Here is a 13,143-nt window from a genome sequence, read left to right as displayed (position 1 = left end):
CGGGGTTCTTACCCGCGTCAAGACGTTTTTTTTTGCAGGAGGTACTTCGCATGAAGGCTGAAACCGTTCGCTATATTTTGGACACGATCGGAGCGATGTTCCCTGACGCGCATTGTGAATTAAACCACAGCAATGCGTTCGAGCTGACGATCGCGGTTCTGTTGTCCGCCCAGTGTACGGACGAAACGGTAAACAAGGTAACCAAGGATCTTTTTCAAAAGTATAAAACGCCTGAGGATTATGTTTCGGTTCCCTTGGAGGAGCTCGAACAGGATATCCGCCGGATCGGCCTGTACCGGAACAAAGCAAAGCACATCCACAACTTGTGCCGCATTCTGATCGAACAGTACGGCGGAGAGGTTCCACGAGAGCATGACAAGCTGGTACAGCTTCCCGGCGTAGGACGCAAGACGGCCAATGTGGTGGTGTCGAATGCATTTGACGTTCCGGCGATTGCGGTGGATACGCACGTCGAGCGGGTATCCAAGCGGCTTGCTCTGGCGGGCTGGAAGGACTCGGTGCTCGAAGTGGAGAAAAAGCTGATGAAGCGGGTGCCCAAGGATGAGTGGACGATCACGCACCACAGGCTCATCTTCTTCGGCCGGTATCACTGCAAGGCACAGAATCCGAAATGTCAGGTATGTCCGCTGCTCGATGTGTGCCGTGAAGGAAAAAAACGTATGAAGACGTCCCAAATCAGAAAAGATAAGGAACATACAGGATAGGAAGAACAAAGATGGAGAAGGATGGGATTTAGATGAAATGCATTTCGGTGTACACAGACAATTTTGAAATGTTTTCCGATATTTTTGACGCGGTTGTGGAAAGCAAACTGAGTGAAAACGAAGAGAAGGAAGTCGAAGGAATCACGGTGAGCCATTCGGGCGACGTGCCTGAGCATTACCTGGACCGGATGTCCGTTAAGCCTGAAGTCGTTGTCATGAAGGACAAGTCCCGTGGCTTGACAATTTTGCAGCACGGCAAAGTCTTTGAAATTTTGATTCCGGAACTGGAAAGCGCGTCGATTTAACGGCCTGTATATGCAGCGTAAGGCCCAGGATAAAACCGAATGGTATTCGGTTTTATTTTTTTTGTCCGGCAAAATGATTTCCAACCCATCGGTGGAATGTTAAAATAAAACTATTTGAATGGGTTTTCCGGCAAAAAGCGTCATGAGCCGCCTCATTCGGTCAATTGACACAAGGGAGAGTAGTCAGCATGTCGTTCACTGTTCAAACTACAGCTAGTCAAGGATCTATTGCGCTGCAGCCTCTGAAAAAGCAGCTTGCCGCTTGGGGCGATGCGAGATCGGCGAGTCTCATCGACGATTTAATACATAAAGCAGACGCCGGGGAAATGACCATCGCCTTTTGCGGCCATTTCTCGGCGGGAAAATCCAGCCTGATCAATTCCTTATGCGGACGAAAGGTGCTTCCATCCGGTCCGGTGCCGACCAGCGCCAACGTCGTCTCCATCCGCAATGGCGAGCCGCGCGCCCTGATCTATCCGGCCGCAGGCGCAGGGGATGAAGCCCCGAGAGAGACCGCGGACCCGCTTCAAGTCTCGCTAAAGGAACTATACGAGTACTGCACCAACGGTGGTGACTATTCATCGGTGGAAGTGTGGGATGATGTTCCCCTGCTTGGGAAGCACGGCGTAATCATGGATACACCCGGGGTGGATTCGACGGACGACGGCCATCAAAAAGCGACCCACTCCGCGCTTCATTTGGCGGATGTCGTTCTATATGTGATGGACTATAACCATGTCCAGTCCGAAAACAATTTGGTGTTTGCCAAGAGCCTGTCGGATTGGGGCAAACCGCTGTACCTGATCGTCAACCAAATCGATAAGCACCGGGAGCGGGAGCTGTCCTTTGATACCTACCGCCAGGAAGTGGAGGCGGCTTTCAAGCGGTGGCAGGTGCATTACGAGAATTTGCTGTTTATCTCGCTGAAGAATCCGGAGCATCCGTATAACCAGCGGGCTCAGCTGGATGGACTGGTGCAGGAGTTGATCGCCCAGCGGGGACCGCTATTGTCTTACAGCATCGACTGTTCCGCGCGTCATATCGCCGAGCAGCATACGGCGCAGTTCGCCGATTCGCTGCAGGAGGACATGGAGCAGCTGCTGCAGGAGATGGGAGGCGCCGAGAAGGCGGCGGAGCTGGAACGGGAGATGGGCGCCCTCAGGGAGGAGATCGAACGGTTTGCGAATATCCGGCAGCTGGAGCGGGAAGCGGTCCGCCGTGAGGCGGAAGGACTGCTCGAGAATGCCAACCTGACACCGGCCGATCTTCGGGATCGGGCGCAGCTGTTTCTCGAAAGCCGCAAGCCGGGCTTCAAGAAGGGCTTTTTGTTCTCCGGGGCGAAGACGGAGCAGGAGAAGCAGGAGCGCTTGGAAGGCTTTCTGTCATCGCTGCGGGAGCAGTGCGCCTCCCAGATCGGGTGGCATCTTCAGGAGCTGCTGCGCCGCTGGGGACAGTCCCACCGGATTTGGAACGAGGAACGCGATAAGCAGCTTGCTGATCGGATGCCGGTCATCGGGCCTGAACTGCTGGAGGGCACGGTGGAGCCGGGAGCAGTGCTGTCCGGCGAATACCTGCTGAATTACTGCCGCAAGCTGTCGGCAGAAATCAAGGCGCTGTACCGCCGCGCTGTGCTGGACGCGGCGGAAGAGATGCTGGCGGATGTCGAGGCATCCGCCGCGCCCGCCAAGCAGCGCGCACAGCAGGAGCTGGCCGCGCTGCAGGAGCAGTCCGCCGCGATGGCCCGCTACACGGAGCTGGCAGCGTCCATCGCGGCTCGCACGGAAGCGGCGGAGCGCCTGCTGCCGCCGCAGCAGGCGCTCACCCCCGGCACTCTGCCGCGGGTGAGCGCCCCAACCCGGCCGGCTGCGCAGCCGGCTGGGGAAGACGCGGGCGCGCCTGTGGCGGCGCCCGCTGTGAAGCCCGCCCCGCATGGCGGGGCGGGGCCGCAGGGCGGCGCGGCCAAGGGCCGCCGCCAGCGGCTTGACGCGGCAGCGGCGCAGCTGCGCGAAGCGGCTGCGCTGCTGGGGCGCCATCCCGCGCTGGCTTCCGCCGCGCGGGGGCTGGAGGGCCGAGCCGAGGCGCTGGCCGGCGGCTCGTTCACGATGGCACTGTTCGGCGCGTTCAGTGCCGGCAAGTCTTCGTTCGCCAACGCTCTGCTCGGCGACAGCGTGCTGCCCGTCTCGCCGCATCCGACGACAGCGGCGATCAACCGCATCCTGGCGCCTGAAGGCGAGTATGCGCACGGGACGGCCAGGGTGCAAATGAAGTCGGCCGAGGCCTTCCAGGACGATTTGATTTATTCCTTCTCGATCCTCCAGCTCAGCAAGCCGGAAGGCGACGGCTGGCTTGAGGCGGTACGCTCCATGAAGCCGGAAGGTGTTCATCCGGCCGGCCTGCCACATTACGGATTTCTCAAGGCGGCCGCCGCGGGCTGGGAACTGGCGAAACCGCTGCTGGGCAGCGTTCAGACCGTTGATATGACGGAGTACCGCTCTTTTGTAGCCGATGAGACCAAATCTTGCTTTGTCGACTGGATTGATCTGTATTACAGCTCTCCGCTTACGGAGCAGGGAATCGTCCTCGTGGATACGCCGGGGGCTGACTCACTGCACGCCCGTCATACCGGCGTGACGTTCCAATATATGAAGCAGGCGGACGCCATCGTTTTTGTAACGTATTATAATCACGCGTTTTCCAAGGGTGACAGGCAGTTCCTGACCCAGCTCGGCCGGGTGAAGGACAGCTTTGCCCTCGATAAAATGTTTTTCATCGTCAACGCGGCCGATCTGGCTGCTTCCCAGGAAGAGCTGGAGCAGGTCGTCAAGCATGTGGACGGCAACCTGAAAGCCCGGGGCATCCGGCTGCCGCATATTTACGCCCTCTCCAGCATGACTGCGCTCGAGGCGAAGCTGGGCGGAGATGAAGCCATGCTGGCGCAATCGGGACTCGGCGCATTTGAGGATGCGCTCGGAGTCTTCGCCGGGGAAGAGCTGCCCAAGCTGTCCCTCCAAGCCGCCGCATCCGACGTGTCGGCTGCACGGAAAAGGGCGGAGGAATGGGCGCGTCTGTCCCGGCAGGATGCAGGCAGCAGGCAGCGGCGCAAGCAGGAGCTGGTCCGGACAGCCGAGCAGGCTAAGGGGCTTGTCGGGCAGTTTGCCTCAATGCAGCAGGGGAACCTGATTGCACAGGAAACGAAAGAGCTCTTGTTCCACGTCAGACAGCGGATCGGTTTCGGAATGGGAGACTTTTTTAACGAAACGTTTCATCCTTCCGTTCTGCGTGAGGATGCGGGTCAGCTGAAGCGGGTGTTTGCCGGGTGCGGACGCGAGCTGGAACGGACGCTCGTCCGTGAGCTGGAACAGGAGCTGCTGGCCACGACGCTTCGATTGGAGAACAAAGGCAAACAAATCGTGCATGCGGCCGCCGTACAGACGACAGAGGATATATCCGCACTGGATGCCGGTTTGGTTCTGAATCCGCCGGAGGAAAAGGAGTGGGAAACGCCGGTGCTTAAGGAAGTTCAGCTGGAAGGCATCGTCGACTGGAACGCGGCCTGGGGTTATTTTAAATCGCCGAAGGCTTTCTTTGAAGGCGGGGGACGTGAAAAAATGCGTGCGGCTGTAGAAGAACAGATCAAGGAAGCGCTGAGCCGCGAAGTATCCGCTCAGGAAGGGCTGCTGACTGATTTTTACGCGCAGCGGATGGGGGATGCCCAGCATAGGCAGGCCGGCGCCCTGCAGGAGCAGCTGAAGGAAACGGTCGATGCGCTGACCGCCTCGCTGGAACAGGGCGAACGGCCGGAGACGTGGGATACCCTCGCAGCGGAACTGCTTCATATTGAACAGCGAATGACATCTTAGGAAAACGCACGCTCACGGAGCGAGACACCGATTCGTGTAAATACTCCATCACCGGCTAAGCCGGTAATTTCAATGCCGAGGCCCCTGTTTCAGGGGCTTTTTTATTTACAATATGTAGGGGTGGCAAGTCTAGGTACTGACTCTAACGCTAACCTCACGAAGACCGTTTCGGACACCGAAAAATGGAAGCTTTCCCCCAAGTCAGGAAGCGCTTTTACAGCACCACCCGGCTTTTTATCGGGAAGCGCAGAGATTGAGAGGATTTGGCATGATTTGATAAGTAAACCCGGATTATATCCAGTTAATGCCGAACCATTGACAAAGCGGCGAAAATATGCGCTGTTATCCTCTTTGCCGCCTCTGAGAGACGGTGTTAAACTTCATAAATGTTCACAACTTACGCGAATGATTTTCAAGCATTCACATGACTCGAAGGAGGAGAACCATGAATGTTCTCAGGCAAATGCAGGGCTTTTTTTGGGCGAAGCGCAGTTTTCTTTATTTATCTATACTCTGCCTCGCCATAGCTACTGCGCTGGGGCTTGTTACCCCGAATTTGCTCCGGAAGCTGATCGACGAAGCGATCGTTCCGCAGCATTTTGAGCTCGTTCCCGCTCTGGCGCTCACCGTCATCGGTGTCGTCACCCTCAAAGCCGTAATGCAGTTTTTAAGCGGCATGCTCGGCGGAAGACTAGGGAACTATCTGGCATACCGTTTGCGTAACGGCTGCTATGAGAAGCTGCAAGTTTTGTCTTTCCGCTATTACGACACGGCCAGAACCGGCGACCTGATGTCCCGTCTGACCGGGGATCTCGAAGCGATCCGGCAATTTATCGCCTTCGGCATCCCGCAAATTTTGAACACGATCCTGATGGTTGTGTTCGGGGCGGTCATGATGCTGTCGATCAGCTGGCAGCTGACGCTCGCTACCATGATCAGCATCCCGTTCCTGGTGTTTGTCGCCCTGAAGTTCGAAGGCAAGATCCACCCGGCGTTCCAGGAAATGCGCCTGGCGCTGAGTGCGCTGACGACTTCGGTACAAGAGAACATTACAGGTGTTCGTACGGTCAAATCATTTGCGCGTGAGCCTCACGAAGTCGACAAGTTTTCCGTGCGTAACGAACGCTACAAAAACAACCAGATCTTCGCTTCGGGTTTGTGGAGCCGCTACTTTCCGGTCATGGAGCTTCTCGCGTCCATCTGCGTCGTGCTGCTCCTCGGTGTCGGAGGCACGCTGGTCATTCACCAATCGCTGTCGCTGGGCGAGCTTGTTGCCTTCTTCAGCTTGATCTGGTACATTATCGGACCGATGTGGAATATCGGTTATCTCATCAACAACTACACGCAGTCGGAAGCTTCGGGAGAGCGGGTGCTCGAGCTCCTGAACCAGCCGATTGACGTCAAGGATAAAGACAATGCCGTCGCTCTGTCTTCCGACGAAGTGAAAGGGCATGTCACTTTTGAACATGTTACCTTTGCTTATGGCAATAAGCTGGCCGCTATCCAGGACATTAATTTGGATGCGCCTCCAGGATCGGTCATCGGCCTGCTCGGAGGAACCGGCTCAGGGAAATCGACGATCATCCAGCTGCTGATGCATGCGTATAACGTCAACAGCGGCAGCATCAAACTGGACGGCAAGAACATCAATGACATTCAAGTCCGGAGCCTGCGCAGCCAAATCGCGTCGGTGTTCCAGGAGACGTTCCTATTCTCGTCCAGCATCCGTAATAACATCGCCTACGGCCTGAAGGACGTAACGATGGACGAGATCATCCGGGCCGCCAAGCTGGCCAAAGCCCACGATTTCATTATGGAAATGCCGGACGGTTACGATACGGTGGTCGGCGAACGGGGCATGGGCCTCTCCGGAGGGCAGAAGCAGCGGATCGCGATTGCGCGCGCGCTGCTGAAGAATCCGAAGATCCTCATCCTCGATGACGCGACGAGCGCTGTCGACATGGAAACCGAGCACGAAATCCAGTCGGGCTTCCAGGAAGTGATGAAGGGACGGACGACGTTCATCATCGCCCACCGGATCTCTTCCCTGCGGCATGCCGACGAGATTCTCGTACTGAACGAGGGCAAAATCGTGCAGCGCGGCAAGCATGAAGATTTAATCACGGTGCCTGGCCCTTACCAGGATGTATACCATATTCAATATGCAGACCACATTGCCCGGATGAATGGGAATGCAGGAGAGCAGGTGAGCTCATGAATCCCGCAGCGGAAACGAATAAACAGCGGCCGGGAGCCGCAAATAAGAACAACCCGAAGGGGAAGACGCCAGGTGTAACCGGCGAACGCTTTGTGTATCAGGATGACGAAGTCATCGAAAAGCCGTTTAACTGGTCCCAGCTGACCCGGCTGTTCGCTTATATGAAGCCTTATGCCAAGCAAATGCTGCCGCTCGTCCTGCTGATGATGGTCCTCGGGACGATCACGAAACTGACCGTTCCGTTCCTGACCAGTCAGGCAATCGACAAGGCGATCGCGCCGAAAGACGGTAATACGAGCCTGACGCTCTTGTACCTACTTACGGCGGCGGCACTTGTTCTTTACATTATTCAGTGGATCGCGAGTACGTACCGGATCCGCCTGACCAACATTATCGGACAGCGCGTCATCTACGACCTGCGTTCGCATTTGTTCCAGCACATCCAGAAGCTGTCCTTCAACTTCTTTGACAAGCGGCCGGCAGGTTCCGTGCTTGTGCGTATCACGAACGACGTCAACTCCCTGCAGGAGCTGTTCACGAGCGGTGTCGTCAACCTGATGATTGACTGTGTCCAGCTGGTCGGGATTGTGGTCATTTTGATGCTGATCAACTGGAAGCTCGGGCTTGCGGTTGTTCTGACCGTCCCGATCATGTTTTTCATATCCACGAAGCTGCGGGTCAAGATCCGCCGCGCCTGGCAGGAAGTGCGCATGAAGAACTCCCGGATCAACTCGCATTTGAACGAATCGATCCAGGGGATCCGTGTTACGCAGGCTTACACGCAGGAGCAGGAGAACATCAAGTTTTTTGACAAAATGAACATGGACAGCAAAAAGTCGTGGGACCGCGCGTCCACGCTGAACCAAGGGTTCGGCCCGCTGATCGAAATCACAGGGGGCATCGGCACCTTGATCCTGTTCTGGTTCGGGGCTTATCTGATACAGGAGGGCCAGCTGACCGTTGGTCTCCTGGTCGCCTTCTCCAGCTATGTCGGCAACTTCTGGGAGCCGATCAACCGACTCGGCCAAATGTATAATCAGCTGCTGGTGGCGATGGCTTCCTCGGAGCGGATCTTCGAATTTATCGATGAGAAGCCGCATATCGACGACAAGCCGAATGCCCGGCCGATGCCGAAAATTCACGGCGACATCAAGCTGGAGAACGTCGTGTTCGAATACGAGAAGGGCCGGCCGGCACTCAAGGGTATCAACCTCGACGTCAAGGCTGGTCAAACGATCGCCCTTGTCGGGCATACCGGTTCAGGAAAAAGTACAATCATTAATTTGCTCAGCCGGTTCTATGATATAACAGGGGGCAAAATCACGATTGACGATCTGGACATCCGGGACGTGAAGCTGGATACGCTCCGCAGCCAAATCGGAATCGTGCTTCAGGACACGTTCATTTTCTCGGGAACGATCCGCGATAACATTCGCTTTGGCCGGCTGGACGCGACCGACGAGGAGATCGAGGAAGTAGCCAAGGCCGTCGACGCCCATGAATTTATTATGAAGCTGCCGAACGGTTACGATACGGAGGTCGAGGAGCGCGGGAACATGCTCTCCATGGGGCAGCGGCAGCTGCTGTCCTTCGCCCGGGCGCTTCTGGCCGATCCGCGGATTCTCATTCTTGATGAAGCGACGGCCAGCATCGATACGGAGACCGAGCTGAAAATTCAGGAAGCGCTGAAGGTGCTCCTGAAAGGACGGACTTCCTTTATCGTCGCGCACCGGTTGTCGACAATCCGCCATGCGGACAAAATCGTCGTATTGGATCACGGCGAGATCAAGGAGGAAGGTAACCACCAGGAACTGATGCAGAAGCAGGGAACGTACCATGGCCTGATCGAAGCGCAGTTCCGGTTTGTCTGAGGATGATAGAACTTAGATATATATAAGCTGACCTAAAGAATACGATGCCAGCAAGGGAGTAAAATGATTCTGAAGAAGCGAAGCGGTCTTAAGAGCTTTCCAAAGGAAAGCTAACATCGGAACATAAGCTTTGGCTTTCGGATTTCTGCCTCACGTGGGTTCCATCAAATCAAGAAATCCGAAAACAAGAGAGATCGTAGGGACATTTTACGTACTTGCTACCAACATCATTCATTTTTATAACTTATATAGGCTTTCAGCCGAGCTTAAATATTCTGGCCGAAAGATAAACTTCCGCTAAGGATGGATGGTCTTCCGTAGGTACATCGTTGGATATATTTCTTATCCCCAGTCGCCGGAAGTTAACGGTGCTTTTACAGCCAATTAACAAACAACCAAAATTGTAAAATCAAGCAAGCTTCTCCAATGATCGCCATTCAAATAAGGAGAGATTGTGAATTTTGCAGGAAAATGTCGGAGCACTCTTGCATTCTTCCTTCGGAACCCCGAAAATGATAGAGAGGTATACATTTGTGGTATACATTAGTAGGGGGGAATTGGGAAGTGGTGTGGGGTGCTCCTTTTTCTGCACATGCTACAAAACTGCTGCTTCTAGGCAGCGGTGAATTGGGAAAAGAAGTAGTTCTCGAGGCTCAGCGTTTGGGCGTAGAAACCATTGCCGTGGACCGATATGAACACGCCCCTGCGATGCAGGTGGCCCATCGAAGCCATGTCATTGATATGCTCGATCCCGAATCGCTGAAGCGGATTATTCATCAGGAACATCCGGACATCATCGTCCCGGAAATTGAAGCTATAGCTACACAGGCTCTCCTTGAGCTGGAAGAGGAAGGGTACCGCGTCATTCCGACGGCTCGCGCCGCCCGGCTGACGATGGACCGCGAAGGGATTCGCCGCCTGGCTGCGGAAGATCTCGGACTTCCTACGGCGGATTATCGATTCGCCGACAGCCTGGAGGAGCTGCAAGAAGCGGTAGCCGTGCTTGGCACGCCCTGCGTGGTTAAGCCGATCATGAGCTCATCCGGTAAAGGGCAGAGCGTTTGCCGTGCGCCAGAAGATGCGGAAGAATGCTGGAATGCAGCCCTGGAAGGCGGACGAGCGAAGAGCACCCGCGTGATCGTTGAAGCATTTGTTACGTTTGAGAGCGAAATTACGCTCTTGACGGTCCGCTCTGTGAGCGGAACCACCTTTTGCCCGCCGATTGGACATATTCAAAAGGACGGGGATTATGTTGAATCCTGGCAGCCTCATGTCATTAGTGAAGAGCAGCTGCGGGAGGCAGAGTCCATTGCCAAAGCCATTACAGACGAGCTCGGGGGATATGGCATTTTCGGAGTGGAGCTGTTTGTTACAAAGCAAGGCATCATATTCAGTGAAGTATCCCCGCGTCCGCATGACACCGGCATGGTGACCATGGTGACGCAGGATTTATCGGAGTTCGCCCTGCATGTCAGAGCGATTCTCGGACTTCCGGTTCCGTCGGTTGAACTGCTGACACCGGGAGCTTCGGCAACTTTGAAAGCGGTGAATGCAAGTACGAATTTTGCCGTCAGCGGTGTAGAGGAAGCACTAAGCCTTCCCCGGACACAGGTTCGGATTTTCGGCAAGCCTGAAACGAAGATCGGCCGGAGGATGGCGGTAGCGTTAAGCACTGACCCGGATATTCAGAAAGCACGGAACACGGCTAAGCAAGCCGCCAGTCTTTTAAAAGTGGAGGAATATGATCATGAACAGTAATTTGTCGGCTCCTACTTTGCAAATCCGTAAATCAAATTGCAATTGCGATCTGGAGTCTGTAACGGCGTTAATGCGCGAGCTCAACTATCCAACGACGATCAACGTTATGCGCGAACGGATGGAAGCCTCGGAAGACAATCCGAAACTGTGCACGATGGTGGCAGAGCTGGACGGAGAAGTTGTCGGCATGGTGGCGTTGAATCAGGTTCACTCCTATGCCACAGGCGAGACGGCGACTCAGGTATCCGCTTTGATCGTATCCGAGAAGCACCGCGGCCAAGGGATCGGCAAACGCCTGATCCGCAGCAGCGAAGAATGGGGAAGAGCCCACGGCAGCCAGGTTCTGTTTTTGACGAGCGGCAACCGTGTGGAACGTGCCCCGGCCCATGCCTTTTATGAACATATCGGTTTTGATAAAGTCGGCTACCGCTTCATCAGAAAGCTGAAATAATACCGATATCCATCATACCGGCCCCCCTGTTGAGGAGGGCTTTTTTCTATTTCCTGTATCCTTAAGTACCGGAGTATTCTACAATAATGTTCAATATTTACAATACATATGAATTGATATACAATACGTGAGTGATATTTAGAAAGCGGTTACATTTTTCGACAAAACCAATGTAGTCTGCGGCCAGAGGAGCCGATTGATCATGTTCTGACAAGTGTGAGTACAAATTTGGAACAGCCGAGGGATGAATGATGTATAAACTGCTGCTTGTGGAAGACGAAGAAGACGTCCGGGATGGGTTGGTCGAGGAAATCAGCTGGGAGCTTCACGGCTTTCAGGTGACGGGTATAGCCGAAAACGGCCGCGAAGCGCTGGAATGGATGGAAAAGGAGATGCCGGACATCGTCGTGACCGACATCCAAATGCCCTTTATGAACGGCTTGGAGCTGGCCGCGTGGATCCGGGAGCATGCCCCGTCCACCAAAATCATTATTTTGACCGGATACGATGAGTTTGAGTATGCCCAAAAAGCGATTAAGCTGCAGATTGACGAATATGTGCTCAAGCCGTTTTCTTCCCAGGAGCTCGTGGATGTGCTGCTGAAGGTGAAGACGCATATGGATGCCGAGCGGGCTGAGAAGGAAAACGTCCAGCTGCTAATGGAGCATTACCGGAAAAGCATACCTGTACTCAGGGAGCTTTTTTTGTCTTCACTGGTGACCCGAAGGCTTACGCCTGAGGAATACATCGAGAAAGGAGCCAGTTACGGGATCAGCCTGGAAGGACAAACCTTTATGGCTTCGATCATTCGTCCCGATCCAGTGCAGAGAGAACGGGATGTTCGGGAGGAAGCGGATGATCCGGCATCAGCGATGTCGCTAAAATACTCGGAGGACCGGTACCTGCTGCTGTTTGCCGTGTACAACGTGGCGGCAGAGATTTGCCAATTGCGGCAAGGGTTCAAGGCGTTTATTCACCATAACGACTGCGTTCTCCTGTCGGTGCTGCCCGATGCGGATGAGAGCGCGGCGGCGCAGCGGACGCTGGAGCTGCTGGAGGAAATCCGTCTGAACGTGAACAAATATTTGAAGCTGACGGTGACGGCAGGGGCCGGCTCCGTATACCGCTCGTTGGGCGATGTGTTCGATTCTTACGCGGAAGCGTCGCAGGCGCTGGACTATCGTCCTATTCTCGGCAACAACCGGGTCATCTGGATCGATGATGTGGAACAGCGGAAGGCGGATCCGCTCGTATTCGACAGCCTGAAGGAGCAGGAGCTCGTCCGGAGCATCCGCGTAGGCACGGCGGAAGAGCTGGAGGAGACGGTAAGGCGGATGTTTGACGGCCTGGAGTCGTCCAAAGTCAGCGTTCAGGACTGCCAGGTGTATATCATCGGCATGTTGACCGCCGTCATCCGGGTGGCGAAGGAGTTCGGCATCGAGCTCGAAGAGGTGTTTGGCCGAGGATCGCTGCCGTTCGCCGACATGTATCATTACAACAATTTACAGGAGCTTCGGGAGTGGATACACCGGGTATCCTCACGGCTGATGATAACGATCGCGCAGGGAAGGCAGTCCGGATATAACCAGCTTGTAGAGGATGCCAAAGCGTATATTCATGAGCATTACCGGGAAAGCGACATTTCCATCAACAAAGTATGCCGGTATCTGCACATCAGCACCGGGTATTTCAGCAGCATTTTTAAAAAGGAAATGAAGATGACCTTCGTAGCCTACTTGCTGCATGTACGCATGGAAGCCGCCAAGGAGATGCTGCGATCGACGTCGCTGAAAGCGTTCGAAATCGCCGAAACGCTTGGGTTCGCGGATCCGAACTACTTCAGCTTCTGCTTCCGCAAGAAGTACGGCATTACGCCGAAAGAATACCGCAGCGGCCACGGAGGGGGCGAATCGGCTTGAAGATTCCGCATCGTCGCCTGAAGCCCCGTGCTCCCC

The 13,143-nt window shown here is 55.0% G+C and carries 8 protein-coding genes; all 8 read left to right on the top strand.

Annotated elements, in window-relative coordinates:
* Positions 1-50 precede the first annotated feature (50 nt).
* Positions 51-725 (top strand): endonuclease III, encoded by a 675-nt coding sequence (gene nth / locus GCU45_RS04755; protein ID WP_076170938.1) that lies wholly within the window; start codon positions 51-53, stop codon positions 723-725.
* 32 nt (positions 726-757) lie between these two features.
* Positions 758-1,030 (top strand): NAD/NADP transhydrogenase alpha subunit, encoded by a 273-nt coding sequence (locus GCU45_RS04750; protein ID WP_076170940.1) that lies wholly within the window; start codon positions 758-760, stop codon positions 1,028-1,030.
* 188 nt (positions 1,031-1,218) lie between these two features.
* Positions 1,219-4,890: a dynamin family protein gene (locus GCU45_RS04745; protein ID WP_152398251.1), complete on the top strand. Its 3,672-nt coding sequence runs from the start codon at positions 1,219-1,221 to the stop codon at positions 4,888-4,890.
* A gap of 445 nt (positions 4,891-5,335) precedes the next feature.
* A complete protein-coding gene (locus tag GCU45_RS04740) occupies positions 5,336-7,108 on the top strand; it encodes an ABC transporter ATP-binding protein (RefSeq protein ID WP_152398250.1) in 1,773 nt (590 codons plus the stop codon).
* Positions 7,105-8,979 carry an ABC transporter ATP-binding protein gene (locus tag GCU45_RS04735; protein WP_152398249.1) on the top strand — a complete coding sequence of 625 codons (1,875 nt, stop codon included), beginning with the start codon at positions 7,105-7,107 and terminating at the stop codon, positions 8,977-8,979. Before GCU45_RS04740 ends, GCU45_RS04735 begins: the two co-directional genes overlap by 4 nt.
* 567 nt (positions 8,980-9,546) lie before the next feature.
* The gene (gene purT / locus GCU45_RS04730) at positions 9,547-10,737 is read left to right on the top strand and encodes a formate-dependent phosphoribosylglycinamide formyltransferase (protein WP_152402798.1); all 1,191 of its coding nucleotides are present in this window, start codon (positions 9,547-9,549) and stop codon (positions 10,735-10,737) included.
* Entirely contained in the window at positions 10,727-11,188 is a 462-nt protein-coding gene (locus GCU45_RS04725; RefSeq protein WP_234489346.1) for a GNAT family N-acetyltransferase, read from the top strand. Before purT ends, GCU45_RS04725 begins: the two co-directional genes overlap by 11 nt.
* 248 nt (positions 11,189-11,436) lie before the next feature.
* Entirely contained in the window at positions 11,437-13,107 is a 1,671-nt protein-coding gene (locus tag GCU45_RS04720) for a response regulator (protein WP_341874541.1), read from the top strand.
* Positions 13,108-13,143 lie beyond the last annotated feature (36 nt).

Source organism: Paenibacillus cellulositrophicus, from assembly GCF_009363095.1.
In the GTDB taxonomy this organism is placed as follows: domain Bacteria; phylum Bacillota; class Bacilli; order Paenibacillales; family Paenibacillaceae; genus Paenibacillus_AQ; species Paenibacillus_AQ favisporus.
The sequence above is the reverse complement of the archived record's forward strand: the minus strand, read 5'-3'. Positions and strand labels throughout refer to the sequence as shown.